Annotated in this window: 14 protein-coding genes; 5 read left to right on the top strand and 9 right to left on the bottom strand. The window is 31.6% G+C overall.

The window, feature by feature from the left end; genetic code table 11:
* Positions 1–362 precede the first annotated feature (362 nt).
* Positions 363–1,430 (top strand): alpha/beta hydrolase family protein, encoded by a 1,068-nt coding sequence (locus tag BVC87_RS17435; protein ID WP_143569820.1) that lies wholly within the window; start codon positions 363–365, stop codon positions 1,428–1,430.
* On the opposite strand, the gene BVC87_RS17430 is transcribed toward BVC87_RS17435, so the two are convergent.
* From BVC87_RS17430 to BVC87_RS17390, 9 genes are all read right to left on the bottom strand, one after another.
* Positions 1,421–2,266 carry a hypothetical protein gene (locus BVC87_RS17430; RefSeq protein ID WP_075343685.1) on the bottom strand — a complete coding sequence of 282 codons (846 nt, stop codon included), beginning with the start codon at positions 2,264–2,266 and terminating at the stop codon, positions 1,421–1,423. The two genes, BVC87_RS17435 and BVC87_RS17430, sit on opposite strands and share 10 nt — an antisense overlap.
* Positions 2,267–2,446: 180 nt before the next feature.
* On the bottom strand, positions 2,447–3,910 hold the full coding sequence (locus BVC87_RS17425; RefSeq protein WP_075343684.1) for a glutamate synthase subunit beta: 1,464 nt from the start codon (positions 3,908–3,910) through the stop codon (positions 2,447–2,449).
* A gap of 2 nt (positions 3,911–3,912) precedes the next feature.
* Complete coding sequence (gltB, locus tag BVC87_RS17420; protein ID WP_075343683.1) at positions 3,913–8,421, bottom strand: glutamate synthase large subunit; 4,509 nt, start codon at positions 8,419–8,421, stop codon at positions 3,913–3,915.
* Positions 8,422–8,613: 192 nt separating this feature from the next.
* Positions 8,614–9,954, bottom strand: coding sequence for an ammonium transporter (locus tag BVC87_RS17415; protein WP_075343682.1), 1,341 nt, complete (start codon positions 9,952–9,954; stop codon positions 8,614–8,616).
* 35 nt (positions 9,955–9,989) lie between these two features.
* Complete coding sequence (locus tag BVC87_RS17410) at positions 9,990–11,006, bottom strand: outer membrane beta-barrel protein (RefSeq protein ID WP_075343681.1); 1,017 nt, start codon at positions 11,004–11,006, stop codon at positions 9,990–9,992.
* A 672-nt stretch (positions 11,007–11,678) separates the two neighbouring features.
* Positions 11,679–12,794 carry a 3-isopropylmalate dehydrogenase gene (gene leuB, locus BVC87_RS17405; RefSeq protein WP_075343680.1) on the bottom strand — a complete coding sequence of 372 codons (1,116 nt, stop codon included), beginning with the start codon at positions 12,792–12,794 and terminating at the stop codon, positions 11,679–11,681.
* A 5-nt stretch (positions 12,795–12,799) separates the two neighbouring features.
* Positions 12,800–13,378 carry a 3-isopropylmalate dehydratase small subunit gene (gene leuD, locus BVC87_RS17400; RefSeq protein WP_075343679.1) on the bottom strand — a complete coding sequence of 193 codons (579 nt, stop codon included), beginning with the start codon at positions 13,376–13,378 and terminating at the stop codon, positions 12,800–12,802.
* Positions 13,378–14,760 carry a 3-isopropylmalate dehydratase large subunit gene (gene leuC / locus BVC87_RS17395; RefSeq protein ID WP_075343678.1) on the bottom strand — a complete coding sequence of 461 codons (1,383 nt, stop codon included), beginning with the start codon at positions 14,758–14,760 and terminating at the stop codon, positions 13,378–13,380. Before leuC ends, leuD begins: the two co-directional genes overlap by 1 nt.
* Positions 14,760–15,935 carry a 2-isopropylmalate synthase gene (locus BVC87_RS17390; RefSeq protein WP_075343677.1) on the bottom strand — a complete coding sequence of 392 codons (1,176 nt, stop codon included), beginning with the start codon at positions 15,933–15,935 and terminating at the stop codon, positions 14,760–14,762. Before BVC87_RS17390 ends, leuC begins: the two co-directional genes overlap by 1 nt.
* A 132-nt stretch (positions 15,936–16,067) precedes the next feature.
* Here BVC87_RS17390 and BVC87_RS17385 point away from each other — a divergent pair, with 132 nt between their 5' ends.
* From BVC87_RS17385 to BVC87_RS17370, 4 genes are all read left to right on the top strand, one after another.
* On the top strand, positions 16,068–17,612 hold the full coding sequence (locus BVC87_RS17385; RefSeq protein ID WP_075343676.1) for a hypothetical protein: 1,545 nt from the start codon (positions 16,068–16,070) through the stop codon (positions 17,610–17,612).
* 114 nt (positions 17,613–17,726) lie between these two features.
* Entirely contained in the window at positions 17,727–18,281 is a 555-nt protein-coding gene (locus BVC87_RS17380) for a LemA family protein (protein ID WP_075343675.1), read from the top strand.
* 12 nt (positions 18,282–18,293) lie between these two features.
* Positions 18,294–19,445: a glycosyltransferase family 4 protein gene (locus tag BVC87_RS17375; protein ID WP_075343674.1), complete on the top strand. Its 1,152-nt coding sequence runs from the start codon at positions 18,294–18,296 to the stop codon at positions 19,443–19,445.
* A gap of 1 nt (position 19,446) precedes the next feature.
* Positions 19,447–20,382 carry a hypothetical protein gene (locus BVC87_RS17370; protein WP_075343673.1) on the top strand — a complete coding sequence of 312 codons (936 nt, stop codon included), beginning with the start codon at positions 19,447–19,449 and terminating at the stop codon, positions 20,380–20,382.
* The last annotated feature ends 5 nt before the right edge of the window (positions 20,383–20,387 follow it).

Genomic DNA, 20,387 nt, shown 5'->3' with positions numbered 1-20,387 from the left:
AATTAGACCGCATCAACTTATTAACGAGTTAATAATGACGATTTTAATGCTAATTATGTTTTGAATTTTTATCATATTCTATAATAAAAAAAGCTTCCTAATTTCTTAGGAAGCTCTTAACTTATTTTTTACATTTTAAATACACTTCCTTAAACGTTCGTAATAATTACGACGATAATAATAGAAATGATATTTAAAATTTGTTTTCTCATTGATTATTACAAATATTGTGATTTATTTTTAATATATCCTAACATTTCAATAAAAAAGTTATTTTTTTATAAGTGTCACAAATTTCATTTCCTAATGTCTTTCAAAAAACAATAAATCATAAAATTTTTACAACTATACTAATCAAAGCAATGCAAGTTAACTATATATTTCTCGTTTTAATTTGTCTATTTTATTTTTCTTGTAATGAAAAGAATCATAAAACATCAAATATTGGACAAGTATCTCTAAAATATAACGACTCCAAAAGAAGTAGACCTTTAGATGTTGAAATTTGGTTTCCAACTCATGATAGTATATCTGCAAAAAGAATAGAAAAATTAAAAGTAAGAGAAGAAAAATCTCTGTTTAAAATTTTACCAACAATTCCTAACGCAAAAATTATTGATGATAAACTACCTTTACTAATAGTTTCTCATGGAACTGGAGGTAATCGATTTTCTCTTACTTGGTTCATTGAAAAAATGGTACACAAAGGCTACATTGTTGTTTCTTTGGGACATTATGGCAATACTACATTCAATAAATTACCTAGAGAATTTGTAAAATGGTGGGAACGAGCTATTGATGTGCAATTTGTGCTTGATCGTATTTTGGAAAACCCTAAATTTAAAAATCATATTGATCATGAAAAAATTGGAGGAGCAGGATTTTCATTAGGCGGCTATACAAATATCGCTTTAGCAGGTGGATTAGTTGACAGAACTTATCATCCTGGAGATGATATCAATAAAAAAAGAGAGTTACCACCTGAGTTTCCAAAAACTGATGAGATTATCGATTTTGATAATGATAGTTTAATTGTACACTCTTATGAAACTTATAAAAACAAAGTAAAAGATGACAGAATGAAAGCTTTTTTTGTTATGGCACCAGCTATTGGGTTTGGTTTTCATTCAAAAGAACAAATGAGAGCTATTGATAAACCTATTTTTATTGTGGCTGGAAAAGGAGATACTAATACTCCCATACAGCATAATGCTCTTAATTACCATGAACTTATAATTTCTTCTGAATTACACTTATTTAACGAACATGTTAATCATTATGTTTTTCTAAATGAATCTACTGAATTTGGGAAAAAAGTAGCTCCTAAAATCACGATTGATCATGAAAAGATCGATAGAAAAAAAATACATGATAAAGTTGCAGAAATGGCAATAGACTTTTTTGACAAACACCTTAAACATCAAAAATAAAATTTCCAAACACCGTCTTTACGGCCAATAATATTTTTAAATCCAACACTATTATCAGAAGTTCTAAATACAAGACTTCCATCTTTTCGTTTTACTTCAAATAGTTTTCCATTTGCTACTGGAGTTAATTCTATTGAAATTTTATTAATATCGTCATATGTATTCTCGCTATTGAAAGCCATTTTCATAAACTTTGTCCAATCTTGAACTAATTTTTCTTTTGTCATGTTAGGTTTAGAGCCTAATTCATCATTAATGATAGGATCTAAAGCTTCAATCATTTTATCGACATTACTTTTTTCCATGATTTTATAAAATCTTTTTACAAATCCCATAGCTTCTACTTCACTCTTTTCATCTGTAACTACATCTGCATCTATCCAAGACCATCTTTCACTCTTCGATGGTAATTTTATTTCTTTATGAATAGGAGATTTCGTGTTTTCAACTATGATTTCAGCAAATGTTTCACCTTCTCCTCTCCCTGTAGTTTGTCCTTTTAAATACCTGACTAAACGAACTGTTGCTTTTCCTTTTTCTGATAAAGAATACACAGATAATGTATTTATTCCAGGTTTTGTGTAGTATTTAACATTTGTAAATGAATTTCCTGATCCATTTTCTCCTTCTGTTATTAACTCACTAGCTGGAATATCATTTAATCGAACCTCTACTTTTGCTCCTTTTTCTCCTGATATTTCAATATATAGATATTGCTCCTCTGTTTCTTGATTCATTATAATTGCTGGATTGAAAACATCATTAGAAGCCTCCAATATTGTTAAATTCCAAAGGAACATAAATAGTAGCAATAGTCCTATTTTTGATATTTTCATGATTTATAAATATGCTTAAGTGATGTCAAATGTAATAGTTAATACACTATTTAGAAATACCTGTTTTCAGTGAAAATATTCCTTTATAAGAATAGTACTTTAAGATCTTTTAAAAATGAAAAAGCAATTTGCTGACTAACAAATTGCTTTTCTATAACTACTTAAATTTTTATCTGGATATTAAGCACTCAATAAATCATTAGTGTCTTTTAATGGTAAACTAGAGCTTCCCATTAAATATGCATCAACATGATGAGCAGCTTGTCTTCCTTCAGAAATTGCCCATACAATTAACGATTGCCCTCTTCTCATATCTCCAGCGGTAAAAATACCTGGCACATTAGTTTCATAAGTAAATGTATCTGCTTGGATATTTGTTCTTCTGTCTAATTTTAACCCTAACTGCTCTGGTAATGTTTTTTCAGGTCCTGTAAATCCAAGCGCTAAAAATACTAAATCACAAGGCCAAGTTTTTTCACTACCTTCTTTTTCTATTAATTGTGGACGTTGCCCTGGGATAATTTTCCACTCTACCTCCACAGTTTTTAAACCGGTTAGTTTACCTTTTTCATTTTTAATGAATTCTTTCGTATTTATTAACCAATTTCTATCACAACCTTCTTCATGAGAAGAACTTGTTTTTAATTGTAAAGGCCAGAATGGCCAAGGTGTTTTCTCGCTTCGTACTTTTGGTGGTTTCGGCATGATTTCAAAATTTGTAACCGATTTTGCACCATGACGATTTGAAGTTCCGATACAATCTGAACCTGTATCTCCTCCTCCAATTACAATAACATTTTTACCTTTTGCATTTATAATCTCTTTCTCTAAACTAGTATCGAATAATGCTTTTGTTTGTTTGGTTAAAAAATCCATTGCTTGGTGTACCCCTTTAGCATCAATTCCAGGAATTGGTAGACTTCTAGCCTGAGTAGCACCACCACATAATACAACTGCATCAAACTCTTTTAACTTATCTACAGAAACATTTACTCCAATATTTGCATTGGTTTTAAAAACAATCCCTTCTGCTTCCAAAATAGCGATGCGTCTATCTATGATTTCCTTTTCTAATTTAAAATTAGGAATTCCGTAACGTAATAAACCGCCTATTTTATCTTCTCTTTCAAAAACGGTAACTATATGTCCTGCTCTATTTAATTGTTGAGCTGCCGCCAATCCTGCAGGACCAGATCCTACTACTGCTACCGTTTTTCCAGATCTATAACTTGGAAGTTTCGGTTTTATCCAACCTTTTTCAAAACCTTTTTCAACTATATACTTTTCTATATTCTCAATTGAAACTGGTTCGTCTATAATTCCTAAGACACAAGCTTTTTCACAAGGTGCTGGACATAACCTTCCTGTGAATTCAGGGAAATTATTTGTTGAATGCAATATTTCTAATGCTTTTTTCCATTCTCCTCTATGTACTCTATCATTAAAATCAGGAATTAAGTTTCCTAAAGGACAGCCACTATGACAAAATGGAATACCGCAATCCATACAACGAGAACCTTGTTTTTGTTGCTCTTCTGTTGGTAATGGAGAAGTAAACTCTTTAAAGTTTTGAATTCTATCCTTAACAGCTGTATTAATTTCTTGTTTTCTTTGGTATTTTTTAAATCCGCCTAATTCTCCCATGATTATGCTGTTATTTTGTTTGTTTTTTCTTGTGCTAATCGCTCTAATGCTAGTCTATAATCTGTTGGGAATACTTTAATAAAATCCATTTTATTTACTTCCCAATCTTTTAATATAGTTGCTCCTAAATCACTTGTAGTGTATTGCACATGTTTTTGAATTATTTCTTTTAACTCATGTTGGTCTTCAGTTTCTAGATGTACTAATTCAACCATTTCTAAGTTACATAATTCATTTCTAAATTGATGAGATGGATCATATACATACGCTATTCCTCCACTCATACCTGCAGCAAAATTTCGACCTGTTTTACCTAATACCACTACTTTTCCTCCAGTCATATATTCACAACCGTGATCTCCGATTCCTTCTACAACAGCTGTAATTCCAGAGTTTCTAACACAAAAACGCTCTCCTGCTACACCATTAATGTAAGCTTCACCTTTCACCGCTCCGTAAAAACAAACATTACCCACAATGATATTATTTTCCGCTACAAAATCAGCTTCTTCAGGTTTTTTTACGATGATTTTTCCTCCAGATAAACCTTTACCTAAGTAATCGTTAGTTTCACCATCTACGATCATTTTCAAACCTTTTGTTGCAAAAGCACCAAAACTTTGTCCTGCTGATCCTTTAAAATTAAGCGTTAAGGTATCTTCTGGCAATCCTTCCTCTCCATGAAGCTTAGAGATTTCATTACTAGTTAAAGCTCCTACTGAACGATTCGTGTTCTGGATTTCATAATTGAACTCAGATTTGATTTTATTTTTTATCGCTCCTTTAGCATCGTCTACAATCTTAAAATCTAATATTTTTTCAAGATTATGGTCTTGCTTATCTGTGTTATATAAAACCATTTCTCCTTCAATTTCGGGCTTATGTAAAATAGCTGAAACATCTACTCCTTTAGCTTTGTAGTGATCTACAGCTTCATTAACATTTAACTTTTCTACTTGACCAACCATTTCTTTTATTGATCTAAATCCTAAAGATGCCATAATTTGACGTACTTCTTCAGCTACGAAATACATAAAGTTAATTACATGCTCTGGTGTTCCTTTAAAGTTTTTACGTAGTTCAGGATCTTGAGTAGCAATACCTACAGGACAAGTATTTAAATGACATTGACGCATCATGATACATCCTGAAGCTACTAATGGAGCTGTGGCAAAACCAAATTCTTCTGCCCCTAACAAACAAGCAATAGCTACATCTCTACCTGTTTTCAATTGACCATCACATTCAAGAACCACTCTACCTCTTAAATTATTCATTACTAAAGTTTGTTGAGCTTCAGCAATACCTAACTCCCAAGGTAATCCTGCATGTCTCAATGATGTTAATGGAGAAGCACCTGTTCCTCCATCGAAACCAGAAATTAAGATTACATCTGCTTTCGCTTTAGCTACACCTGCTGCAATAGTACCTACTCCAACTTTAGAAACTAATTTCACATTAATTCTAGCTTCTCTATTCGCATTTTTTAAATCGAAAATAAGTTGAGCCAAATCTTCTATGGAATAAATATCGTGATGTGGTGGTGGCGAAATTAGACCTACATAAGGCGTAGAATTTCTCACATCCGCTATCCAAGGTAATACCTTCTTACCTGGTAATTGTCCTCCTTCTCCTGGCTTAGCGCCTTGTGCCATTTTTATTTGAATTTCTTTGGCATTTGTTAGGTAATTACTTGTTACCCCAAATCGTCCAGAAGCTACTTGCTTAATTGCACTATTTTTTGAATCACCATTAGATAATTTTTTAAAGCGCTCTTTGTTTTCACCACCTTCTCCAGAGTTGGATTTCCCTCCAATTCTATTCATGGCTACTGCTAGATTCTCATGTGCTTCTTGACTTATAGACCCATAAGACATGGCACCTGTTTTAAAACGTTTTACGATTTCTGTCCAAGGTTCTACTTCTTCAATTGGAATAGGATCTAAGTTTACAAAATCAAATAAACCTCTAAGTGTCATCAACTCTTTTGCTTGTTTATTGATCTTATCCGCATAAACTCTATAACTTTCTTTACTCTTAGAGCGTACTGCTTGTTGTAATTTAGATACTGTAGTTGGATTAAACATATGACGTTCTCCATTTCTTCGCCAACGATAATCGCCTCCTATATTTAAATCTAAAACAGAGTCTACATTTTTATCTCTAAATGCTTCTGTACATTGTTTATAGATTTCTTTTTGTAATACATACAGACCAATACCTCCAATTCTTGATGGAGTATCTGGAAAATATTTGTCTGTAAATGTTTTTTTCAATCCTAAAATCTCGAAAATCTGAGAAGCTCTGTACGAGTGTAATGTAGAGATTCCTATCTTATTCATTATTTTCAATAAACCTTTACCAATAGCTTTATTGAAGTTTTTAATTGCCTTCCCTACTTCTACACCTTCAATTTGACCTTTTTCAACTTGAGTGGCAATAATTTCATTCACCATATATGGATTGATTGCACTTGCTCCATAACCGAATAAAGTAGCAAAATGGTGTGGTTCTCTTGGTTCTGCACTCTCAATTATAATTCCAATTTTAGATCGTGTTTTCTTTCTATACATTGAATTATGTAAGTACGAACATGCTAATAATGCCGGAATTGGAGCCCATTCTTTATTCACTCCTCTATCGGATAGAATAATAATATTTGCGCCTTCATCTTCTACAGCAACAGTAGCTTTATACAAAATTCCTTCTAAAGCATTCTCTATTCCATTTACTCCTTTTTCTAACTGGAAAAGCATAGGAATAGTTGCTGCTTTGAAATCGTCGTGCTCTAAGTTTTTGATTTTATCTAAATCTTCATTAGAAATTACTGGATTTTTGATTCGTAGTTTATTTGCTTGTTCTGGAATGATATCAAAAATATTTCTATCAGAACCAATTGCTAAACTGATATCTGTGATGATTTCTTCTCGTATTCCATCTAAAGGTGGATTAGTCACCTGAGCAAATAACTGTTTGAAATAATTATATAACAATTGTGGCTTATCTGACAATACTGCTAAAGGCGTGTCTGTTCCCATTGAACCAATTCCTTCTTTAGCATTTTTAGCCATTGGCGCTATGATATGATCTATTTCTTCTGTAGTATACCCAAATAAACGTAAACGTGTTTTATAATCTGTTTTCTCTTTAGGTATCGTGTTATTGGTGTACGGTATTTTTGATAGTGGTAACGCCTGCTCTTTTACCCATTTTTTATATGGATGTTTAGAAATAATTTCAGACTTAATTTCTTCGTCTTCAATAATTCTCCCTGCATTCATATCTACCAAAAACATTTTACCTGGCTCTAATCGCCCATGCTTAACTACATTATCTGGTTTTATATTTAACACTCCAATTTCTGAGGACATTACCACATTTCCTCTCTTAGTTACGGTGTATCGTGATGGTCTTAATCCATTTCTATCTAATAAAGCTCCGATAAAATTACCATCTGTAAAAGGAACTGAAGCTGGACCATCCCATGGTTCCATAATACAAGAATTATACTCATAAAATGCCCTTTTCTCTTCGCTCATCGTTTTATCTTTCTCCCAAGCTTCAGGAACTAGCATCATCATTACTTCAGGCAGTGATCTACCCGTCATAAGTAATAGTTCTACAGCCATATCCATTGAGGCAGAATCTGATTTTCCTTTTGTAATTATCGGGAATAATTCCTCAATAAAATCGCCAAACAAATCAGACTTCATTAATTCTTGTCTAGCTAGCATACGTTTTACATTTCCTTTCAATGTATTTATTTCTCCATTATGGCACATGAATCTAAATGGTTGCGCCAAATCCCATGATGGAAAAGTATTTGTTGAAAATCGTTGATGTACTAAAGCTAAGCGAGTTACTAAATCTGGTTGTTTTAAATCAACATAAAAACGCCCAATATCTTCTGGCATTAACAAGCCTTTGTAAATTATAGTAGTTGTTGAAAGGCTTGACAAATAGAAGTAATTACTTTCTGATATTTTTGATGCCGCAATTTTGTGTTCACTTATTTTTCTTGCTGCAAAAAGTTTTGCGTTAAATTGTAATTCTGTTAATACTTCTTTTCCTTTTCCTACAAATACTTGTTTAATTTTAGGTTGTGTTTTTGCCGCTATAGCTCCTAGGTTTGAAGTATCTACAGGTACTTCTCTCCAACCTAAAACTTGTAATCCTTGTCTTTTTAATTCATTTTCTAAAACAGATTCGCAATAGCTACTTTGATTGAATTTTTTTGGTAAAAACACCTGACCCACTGCATATTCTTTAACTTCGGGTAGTTCAAAATCACATACTCTAGTAAAAAAATCGTGTGGTATATCTATTAAAATTCCTGCTCCATCTCCAGTTCTTCCATCTGAACTTACTGCTCCTCTGTGTTCTAATTTTATTAATATTTCTAAGGCATCGTGAATAATTTGATTCGACTTTTGACCTTTTAAATTACAAATAAAACCAGCGCCACAGTTATCTCTTTCAAACTCATTTAAATATAAGCCCTGATCTTTCATAAAAAATTATTTGTTAGTTTGTTTATTTAAGATGAAGATGAGAAATGTACTTGAAGTACATTTCTCATCTAGTTAAAGCTATTCTGATAAAGTGTCTTATCCTAGCTTATTCTTTCAAAATAGACCTAATTAAATTTTTTCTAATTATGTTTATTTTGTACCTGTTCATAAATTTCTTATTCTAGAAGTTTATTATTCTCCTCTATTTCTCTTACCTGGATATGCTAATGCTCCGTGCTCAGATAAATCAAGACCTTCTATCTCTTCCTTCTCAGTTACACGTAATCCAATTGCTTTTTTTAATGCAAATAAGAAAATGAATGACATTAATAACGCCCATACTGCATATGCTAACGTACCTAATGCTTGAACTCCAAATTGAGAAGCTCCACCTCCATTTAACAGTCCAATACCTATAGTTTTTCCTGCTTCAAACTTAACTCCCCATAAACCAATCACTAAAGTACCCCAAGCACCTACAATACCATGTACAGAAACTGCACCTACAGCATCATCAATTTTTAATTTTTGTTCAATTAACTGCATAGAGAAAACTACAATAATACCTCCTATTAAACCTGCTAGTACTGCACCACCTTCAGTCATGTTTCCACAACCTGCTGTAATACTTACTAAACCAGCTAATGCACCGTTTAACGTCATATCTAAATTAGGTTTTTTAAACTTAATCCAAGAAATGAATAATGCTCCTAAGGTACCAGCTGCAGCAGCTAAATTTGTAATTAATACTACTTTTGCTGCTCCAACAGAATCATCTCCACCCCAAGCTAATTGAGAACCTCCATTAAATCCAAACCATCCAAACCATAAGATGAACACACCTAATGTTGCTAATAACTTGTTGTGACCTGGTATAGAAACTGCTTTTCCATCTTCAGTATATTTTCCTAATCTTGGACCTACTAAAATTGCAGCAATTAATGCAGCCCATCCACCAACAGAGTGCACAATTGAAGAACCAGCAAAATCAATAAACCCTTTATTAGCTAACCATCCGCCTTTGGAAATTAGCTTACCAGCCTCTACAACATCTTCTCCTTTCCATTGCCATCCACCAGCTACTGGATAGATAAACGCAGTCATAACTACAGAGAAAATAATATACGTTGTATATTTAGTTCTACCTGCTATAGCACCTGATACTATAGTTGCTGCTGTAGCACAGAATACAGTTTGAAAAAATAAATCTGAAGGATCTGACTCATTGTAAAAACCAAATCCGCTCCAGCCAATCCATCCATTTGTATCTCCATACATTAAAGAGTATCCTACAAACCAGAATACTAAAGAACCTACTGCAATATCTAATGCATTTTTCATTGCAATATTTACCACGTTTTTAGATCTTGTCATACCAGATTCTACCAGTGTAAATCCTGCCTGCATTAAAAATACCAAAATACCTGATAACAATATCCAAAGCATTGATAAATCTACTTTTATCGCTTCTACTTGTTTTACTACATCTTGAGCTACTTCTTGCTCTATTAATGTTAATAATAAATTAGTCATATCTTTTTTAAAATAAAATGGTTTAATAAAATGGATTAAAAGCTATAGATAGCTCCTAAAGTGAATGCTGCCAAAGTACTAGTAGGTAATCCGTCATTATCTGGAAAAACCTCTTCTGAATTACTATCTAATCGGATTTCAGGTTTAATTGTTAAGTTTTCTACTGAATAACTTCCAGTTAATGTTAAACCTAAAACACTATCGTCTTCACTTGCAGCGAAAAAATTATTATCACCTAACTCAGAGAAAAACTCTCCTCTTAGTCCTAATTTAAAATCATCTGACAATGCAACTTGTGGGTATAATGCTGCTCCGTAAAATCCTGCCCCATCATTATCAGCATAAGCTGCATTAATTCCTAAGAAAAATTCATCAGTAACATCAAAACCTCCTGTATAATCAATTTCAAAACCTAATTTTTCTCCTCCATCATAATAGAAGTTTAAATATTGATCTTTGAAACCTAATTGAGCTCCAACTGAATATACTCCAGTTAAGTTAGTATTGACATCAGTTACATTCATTACCGCTAACATTAAGCTAAAATCATCTGATAATGTAAAATCAGCTTTTAAACCTACATGTGAAAATGGTCCGTTAGAGAATAAATGCGAAGTGCTATAATTAAAGTTTCCTGTTGGAGAAATAACTTCGTATCCTAAATATGTATTGAAACGTCCAAAAGTTAACGTTGTCTTTTCTGATACATTCCAATATACATATAATTGATTTACAAATACATCTTTTCCACCACCAACAGCATCTACACCTCTAGAACCAAATGCGATATCTGCAACTGCTCCTGTTTTTCCCATTTCATAGCTTCCTATTAAATTGATCATCCCTAAACCAAATCCTGCTTGATTTGCGAAAGAGGTTCCGAATGTAGGATTAGCATTATCTGATGCTGTAAAATACGATTGGTAATAAGCATCTACGCTACCCCCGAATGATAATTTTCCTTTCTTTTCTTTTTCTTCTTCCTGAGCAAAAGCAACTGTACTCAATAGGCATGTAAACAGTAATAGTTTTAGTTTGTTGATGTTTGACATAATTAAAATTTATTAGTTTGTTGGGATTCAAATCTATTGTGTAGAAAGCAAAAAACAAAACCTAACCCTTTGTTAACCAGCAAACAACAGTGTTTTTAAAAACCAAGCTCTCAAAAAAACAGCTCAAAAAATAATGATCTAATAATTTCACATTAAAAAAAAGTATTGCATTTATGGAATACCCAAATTGAGCACTCAAAATTGAGAATCACACAAAAATCATGTTTCATAAAAAAAAATCATTTTTTTATGTTTTTTAACAAAAATTACGTACTTATACGTATAAAAATATTACATTATTCGTATTTTTTCAACCGAAATAATACATATAATTCAAACTAAAAATCATCTTAAAATTGCGATTTCGGACAACTGAAATAAACCTTAATAAAATTAAGGTGTTTTGGTATGTAAAAGCACTTCTGAAATTGACTGTTTTCTCTTTTATAATTATGAGTTTCTATAGATGAATAGGACATAAAAACATATTCCAATCAAGTTAAAATTTATGGATATCCGCCTTATATTTTCACCACAAATAATAAAAGAATATGACTAAATAGTGTTCTTTTTATTGAACAATAATGACTTAATAATGCTGTAATTAAAAACGAAAAGACGCCCCAAAACTGAGACGCCTTAAACTCAAAACAAAGTTCAACTAAATTTCAACTAAATTATCGTGCTTTGACCCATGAAGATATTCTTAAAGTTGACATTACTGTCCTCTTGATTATGAATATAATCTACAATGAAGTCTCCAACTTTCGAAGTAGTAAAGTTGTTTTCTTTATTAATATCTTGTGTACAAATACCTAACTCTAGTGATTTTTGTACTGCTTTTTCTATAACTTTTGCTTCTTTATGCAAACCTAAATGCTGTAACAGCATTGCTGCTGAAAGTATTGAAGCTAAAGGGTTTGCTATATCTTTTCCTTTTGCTTGAGGAAAAGAACCATGGATAGGTTCAAATAGAGCATTATCCACACCTATAGAAGCTGAAGCTAACAATCCAATAGAACCTCCTATTACACTTGCTTCATCTGAAAGAATATCACCAAACAAGTTTCCTGTAAGTATAACATCAAATTGTTTTGGGTTTAAAATCAATTGCATAGCCGCATTATCTACAAACATAGTATCTACCTCAACATCTGGATATTCTTTAGATAAATTGGTAATTGTTTTACGCCACAACCTTGAAGTTTCAAGCACATTAGCTTTATCTACTAATGTTAATTTTTTTCTTCTATTTTGTGCCGCTTTGAAAGCTAAATGTCCCATTCTTTCTATTTCTTCTACAGAATATGAACACCCGTCAAAAGCAATCTTACCATCATCACTTAACTCTTTAATTCCAAAATAGATTCCACCTGTTAACTCACGATATATAGTTATATCTGTTCCTTTGATTATCTCTTCCTTCAAAGGTGAGTTTTTCAATAATGCATCATAAGCACTAACTGGTCGTACATTACAAAACAACCCTAATTCTTTACGTAATTTAAGTAAACCTTGCTCTGGTCTGACTTTAGCAGAAGGATCATTATCATATTTAGGGTCTCCAATAGCTCCAAATAAGATAGCATCGCTTTTTTTACATGAAGTTATTGTTTTATCAGGTAAAGGATTTCCTGTTTTATCTATAGCACATGCTCCCATTAATACTTCATCATAAACAAAGGTATGATCATATTCCTCAGAAATTGCTTCTAATACCTTTTTGGCTTGGTCTATAACTTCTGGACCAATTCCATCTCCAGGGATAACTGTTATATTAAATTTCATTTTCTTTATACTAATGCTTCGTAAGCTTCTATTTTATCTTTTTTGCTAATTAAAAAATCTATATCATCATATCCGTTCAACAAACAAAGTTTCTTATACGGATTAATTTCAAACTCAACTTCACCTACAGTCGATGTTACTGTTTGATTTTCTAGATCTATTGTTAATTCAGAAGAAGGATTTTGTTTTACTTCTTCTAATAATTGTTTCAAATATTCTGGACTTACCTGTATAGGTAAAATTCCATTATTTAATGCATTCCCTTTAAAAATATCAGCAAAAAAACTGCTAACAACTACTTTAAATCCATATCCTGCTAATGCCCATGCTGCATGTTCTCTACTAGAACCGCATCCAAAATTATCTCCAGCAATTAGTACACTACCTTTATATTTTGGATTATTTAAAACGAAATCACTATCTGCTGTACCATCTTTATGAAAACGCCAATCTCTAAATACATTATCACCAAAACCTTTTTTATCCGTTGCTTTTAAGAAACGAGCTGGAATAATTTGATCTGTATCTATATTTTCAACTGGTAACGGAATTGCCGTATCTACTAATTTTTCAAACTTTTCCATTAATTCAAATGTTTAGTGATGTCTATTATTTTTCCTTCTACAGCGGTTGCCGCAGCCATTAAAGGACTTGCTAAAATGGTTCTAGCCCCTTGTCCTTGTCTTCCTTCAAAGTTTCTATTTGACGTTGACACACAGTATTCTCCTTCTGGAATTTTATCATCATTCATTGCCAAACAAGCTGAACAGCCTGGTTGACGTAATTCAAATCCAGCAGCTTCAAAGACTTCTTGCAAACCTTCTTCTTTAATTTGCTTTGCTACTTGTTGTGATCCAGGAACTAACCATGCATTAACATTAGACGCCTTTTGTTTTCCTTTGATAAAATTAGCTGCTACTTTAAAGTCTTCTATTCTAGAATTCGTACAACTACCTATAAATACATAGTTGATTGGCTTACCTATTAAAGTTTCTCCTTTTTTAAAGTTCATATATTGCAATGACTTTTCGAAAGATTCATCATCTGTTTCTGGAATAGCCTCAGTAACTTTAATCCCCATACCAGGGTTGGTTCCATACGTAACCATTGGTTCTATATCTTCAGCATCAAAAGAGTACTCTTGATCAAAAACAGCGTCTTCATCACTTTTTAACGTCTTCCAATACGCTACTTTAGCTTCAAAATCTTTTCCTTTAGGAGCGAACTCTCTACCTTCAACATAATCAAAAGTAGTTTGATCAGGAGCAATCATACCTCCTCGTGCTCCCATTTCAATACTCATATTACACACCGTCATTCTACCTTCCATAGACATTTCTTCAAATACATTACCCGCATATTCACAGAAATACCCAGTACCAGAGTTAGTTCCTAACTTTGAAATTATGTATAAAATAACATCCTTAGGCAGTACTCCTTTTTTAAGTTTTCCATTTACATTAACTCGTAAACTTTTTGGCTTTTGCAGCAGCAAACATTGACTTGCAAATACTTGTGCTACTTGACTTGTACCAATACCAAAGGCAATTGTTCCAAAAGCTCCATGTGTAGATGTATGACTATCTCCGCAAACCATAGTCATTCCTGGTTGGGTAATTCCTAATTCAGGAGCCATTACATGTACAATTCCATTGTATTTATGCCCTAAACCATATAGAGTAATATTATTCTCTTTACAGTTTTTTTCTAACTGTTCTAATTGATTTCTTGATAATGCATCTTTTACAGGCAAATGTTGATTAACCGTAGGTGTATTGTGATCTGCAGTCGCTACAATTTTATCAGGACGAGCAACAAGAATTCCTCTTTCCTTCAACTCATTAAAAGCCTGAGGACTGGTAACCTCATGAATCAAATGCTTATCAATATATAATATTTGAGGACCATTCTCAACAGTATCTACTACATGTTTATCCCAAACTTTATCAAATAATGTTTTTCCCATTAAGCTATTGCTATTTTAGAAATATTATTAATTTTTTTCATGATTAGATGAATATCTTCATCTATAACTTCTTTTTGTCTATCTGCAAATTGCAAGAACGATTGGTATGCTTGATCTAATTGAATTTTTGTTAGCTCATACCCTATTTTTTTTGCTCTGTAAGCTAAAGCTGCTCTTCCACTTCTTGCCGTTAATACTATTGCACTTTCGGTAACACCTACTTCTTCTGGATTGATAATTTCATAGGTTTCTCTATTCTTAATCACTCCATCCTGATGGATACCTGAACTATGCGCAAACGCATTAGCTCCAACGATGGCTTTATTAGGTTGTACTAACATTCCCATTTTTTCGCTAACCATGGCACTAGTATCATACAGAAGTTTTGTGTTAATATCCGTATGCAAATTTAAGTATGGGTGCTGCTTTAAAATCATAACAACCTCTTCTAAAGCTGTATTACCAGCACGCTCTCCAATCCCGTTAATTGTACATTCAACTTGTCGAGCTCCATTCACTACACCTGCTATCGAATTTGCTGTAGCTAAGCCTAAATCATTATGACAATGACAAGAAATTACTACATTTTCAATACCTTTTACATGTTCTTTTAAGTACTTAATTTTGTTCCCATATTCTTCTGGTAAACAATACCCGGTAGTATCAGGAATGTTTAAAACTGTTGCTCCTGATTTAATTACTTCTTCACATACTTTAGCTAAAAAAGCATTATCTGTTCTACCAGCATCTTCTGCATAAAACTCAATATCATCTACGAAATTCTTAGCATAGGCTACTGCTTCTTTTGCTCTTTCGATAACTTTTTCTCTTGTTGTATTGAATTTATATTTTATATGAGAATCGCTAGTCCCGATTCCAGTATGTATTCTGGGTTTTACTGCATATTTTAGAGCTTCTGCCGCCACTTCAATGTCTTTCTTAACTGCTCTTGTTAATCCACAAACAGTAGCATTTTTAACCAACTTAGCAATTTCACTTACTGAAGTAAAATCGCCTGGACTAGAAACTGGAAATCCTGCTTCGATAATATCAACACCAAGGTTATCCAATCGTTCAGCTATTACTAATTTTTGATTTGTGTCTAACTTACAACCTGGAACCTGTTCTCCGTCTCTTAATGTCGTATCGAAAATTTGGACTTTGTTATCATTCATTGCTCTTAATAATTGTCATTATATCTCAAATGTATATATTGGTATTATAGAACTCGTGAATTCAAAAGTGATTCTTACGATATCAAAATCGATATTAAACTTTTTTAAAAAACTGATTTACAATTATTTATAATGAATAATTTTACAAAAGCTAATCAATATCAAGATGCATTATTCGTACTTATTCAGTCTTTAACCAAGTCTGAAAAAAGACAATTCAATTTATATGTAGGTAGATTAGTTGGGAACAATGAAGCTAAATTTTTTGCTCTTTTTAAATTTTTAGAGAAACAAAAAAAATATGATGAAAAATCTATTATTGAAAGTGGTATAGTTAGTAAGCAACAACTATCTAACCTTAAAGCTCATTTGTATAAACAAATTTTGACAAGTTTACGTTTAAACCCCGCTCATAAAAATATAAGGGTACAAATTAGAGAACAATTAGATTTTGCTACAGTTTTGTATCAAAAAGGCTTATACAAACAAAGCTTAAAACTACTTGACAAAGCCAAAACTATGGCTATAGAAAATGAAGAAAAAAATATAGCTTATGAAATTGTAGAATTAGAAAAAATAATCGAAAGTCAATACATTACTAGAAGTATTAGTACTAGAGCCGACGAATTAACAATTCAAGCAAAAGAACTAAGTCAGCATAATGTAATAACAAGTAAACTTTCTAATTTATCGCTTCAACTTTACGGTATTTTATTGAAAACTGGATATGCTAGAAATGATGCTGAATTACAAAAAGTAAACACATATTTTTATGACAGACTGCCTAGCTACGACTATGACAAACTAGGCTTTAGAGAACGACTTTGGTTATACAAAGCACATTTATGGAGATGCTTTCTAACACAAGATTTTTTAAACGGTTACAAATATGCATGCAAATGGATTTCTTTATTCAGAGAATATCCAAAAATGATTTCAATTAACCCTGTTTTCTATTTAAAAGGAAAAAATTATCTACTAGAGTCTTTATTCTTTATTCGACATAAAAATGAGTTTAAAAAAGGATTAAACACTTTTGAAAAACAAATTGAAAACCAAGAAATCCCAATCAATAGTAATACGGAGCTTTTGATGTTTCAATACCTGTATACCAACAAACTTCATTTACATTTTTTGGAAGGCACTTTTGAAGATGGTGAATATTTGGTGGATCATATCAACAACAAAATAAAAAGTTATAGTAATCGATTGGACAAACACCATATTATTCAATTTTATTATAAAATAGCTTGTTTATATTTTGGTATGGGGAAAAATAAAAAATGTATCGAATACCTATCCAAAATCATTAGCGCTAAGAAATTATATGTTGGTGAAGATCTTCAATGTTTTGCTCGTGTTTTAAACCTTATCGCCCACTATGAATGTGGTTTGGATTATCACTTGGAAAAGCAATTTAAAGAGACTTATAAATTTCTATTAAAAATGGAAAATTTACAAGAGGTCCAGAAAGTATTTATCGAGTCTATTCGATCTCTTGGCGATTTATATCCACATGAATTTAAAAAGGAATTCCAAAAAATACACAACAGATTAAGAGTATTTGAAAATCATCCATACGAAAAAAGAGCCTTTCTGTATTTAGACATTTTATCTTGGCTTGAAAGTAAAGTTCAGAATAAAACTATAGCTGAAATAATACGTGAAAAGACTTAACTTGTTTTATTTACTTCTGAATTTTAAACGAAAATACGGTATAACACAGCAATTATAGTTTCGCTCTAGTACAGTATTAATATTTTCTTTTATTTTAGCTGAAAAACAATACTTATGATATTCTTCGGGGCTACTATAGCTATATTTATTTTAATTTTATTTTATGGTATTTCAGTATACAATGGTCTAGTAAGAAAGAAAAATGAAATGCAAGAAGGTTGGAGTAGCATTGACGTTTTCCTAAAAAAGCGTTACGACTTAATTCCTAATTTAATGGAAACCGTAAAGGGGTATGCAAAACATGAAAAAGAATTATTTGAAAACATTACTAAAGCTAGAAATTTAGCTCAAAATGCAACAACTGTTTCTGAGCAAGGAAAAGCTGAAAGTGGTTTAAAAAACTCAATGATGAATCTTTTTGCAATCGCTGAAAATTATCCTGAATTAAAAGCAAATCAAAATTTTAGTGAACTACAGAATGAATTAACTTCACTGGAAGAAGATATTGAAATGGCTAGAAGATATTACAATGGTACTGTAAAAGATAACAATATTGCTATTGAAAGCTTTCCTTCTAATGTAATTGCAAATATGTTTACTTTCAAAAAAGGAGAATTCTTTGAAATTACTGATAGTACTGAGCGAAAAGCTGTGAAAATTACATTTTAATTTATATCAGCTATGAAAAGGAATGTATACGCAACTTACGACGTATTTCCAAGTTATAAAGGAGCAGCTACACACATCAAGGAAATGGTTTTAGAATCATCAAAACATTGCGATGAATTACAACTATTTTGTTTACGTGGTAGTAACGAACTTCCTCCTGTTCAAGTGGAAGGTAACATATATACAAAACGTTATTTTAATGAAGAAAAGCTAAATTATCTACAAAAAGCTTCTCTTTTTTCAAAACAACTTTTTATAGATATCCAAAAGCATAAAGAAACTATTCAAATTGGTCATTTTAGAGATATTTGGAGTGGCATGGGGTTGATAGCCGAACCTTCAATTAAAACTATTTTTGAAGTAAATGCACTGACTTCTATTGAACTACCATATCGCTATCCAAATTTAACACCTTCTTTTTTAGAAAAATTGAAGAATCTAGAAGCGAAATGCTTACAAAAATCAGATGTTATTATTACACCTTCAGGGGTTACCAAAACATATCTTGAAGATAATTTTGATATTGAAACTCAAAAAATAAAAATAATTCCTAACGGAACTCATATTCCTAATAACTTTCAAAAACCTGAAGATGCTCCTGACGAATACATTATTTACTTTGGAGCTATTCAGAATTGGCAAGGAATTGACACCTTATTAAAATCTATAACCTACTTAGAAGATTTTAAAAACTTAAAACTTGTTATTTGTTTATCTGTTAAAGAAAAGGCATTTAAACCTTTCAAAAAACTAGTTGAAAAACTAGGAATTGAAGATAAAATTGTACTGAAATCTAAATTAAAAAAACAAGAACTTTACAATTATGTGCATTATGCAAAAGCTTCAATTGCGCCATTAAAAGCATGCGATCGAAACATAGTGCAAGGTTGTTGTCCGTTAAAAATCATAGAAACTATGGCATGTAAAACTACAGTCATTGCTTCTAAACTTCCTGTAGTTACAGATTTAGTTTCTGACCAAGAAACTTTATTATTTGAACCAGATAGAGAACAAGATTTAGCAAGATGTATACGTTTTACATTAGATAATCCTGAAAAAAGCAAAGAATATGCTAGCAATGCATTTGCAAAAGTAAAACGTGATTTTCTTTGGAGTATACAAACTGAAAAATTAGAAAAAATATATAAAGACTTAATCAATTAAAATGAATAGGCAAGGTAATGTTTTAGACGTAGAACAATATACTGGTGCTCCTATAGAAAGAGCGCATTTATTAAGAGGTTTTAATTCTAAAAAAACACCCGTAAAATGGATTCGTTTTTTTAGAGCTTGTGTACTACAACGTCAAGTAGCAGAAACTCAAAAAAAGAAAAAATTGAAGAAAATGTGGACTGCTTTTTTTATTTTTTCAGGAATAGCTTTTGTAGCTCCTTTTATTTTTCTTCCTCTAGGAATTTTATTTCCTTTTATTTTTGTTTTTTTAATTGTAGCCGCTCTTATTAATTACTTCACAAATAGAAGTTTTAAAAATAAATTTGCTGATGGTTTTGACTTTTTTGCAGATTATTTTTCTGCTTTTTTTACTTTAATTGAAGAAGATTTACAACCACAATCAAAAATTTCACTTCAGGCTAACTTAAAAAACACTCGATCTAAGGAAAGTTTTATTAATGAAGAACCTTATGCAAGTAATACTCGTGGTTTTATTTCTGGAAAACAGAATTATTATCAACGTGAGATTAGTAAAGGATCTTGCTTTTTTAATGACGGATCTTTGATTTCATTTCAATTTACAGAAAAAGTAAGAGAACGAATTGTTAAAAAACGTGGTCGTGTTAGCGGAAAAAGAAAAACAAAATACAAATTTAAATCAGTGTATCCATTCACCTTAAAAATGAAAATCCCAAAAGCGAAATATAGTTTAAAACCTAATATTTCTTCGGAATTAACTCAAATGGTGGAAGAAAATGATTTTTATGTATTTAAAACTATTCGAAAGTTCGATACTAAAAAAGAAAGACCAGATCAATACAATCCATATAATGAAAGTAGTATTACAGCATTTGCTGTAGATTATTTTTCTCTAGAAGTTATTAATTTAATCAATACCTGTTACAGTTGCGTAACTCCAAGAGCATAATTACT

The organism is Tenacibaculum agarivorans, assembly GCF_001936575.1.
GTDB classification, from domain to species: domain Bacteria; phylum Bacteroidota; class Bacteroidia; order Flavobacteriales; family Flavobacteriaceae; genus Polaribacter; species Polaribacter agarivorans.
Note: the sequence above shows the minus strand (reverse complement) of the source record. Positions and strands in the feature narration are given on the sequence as shown.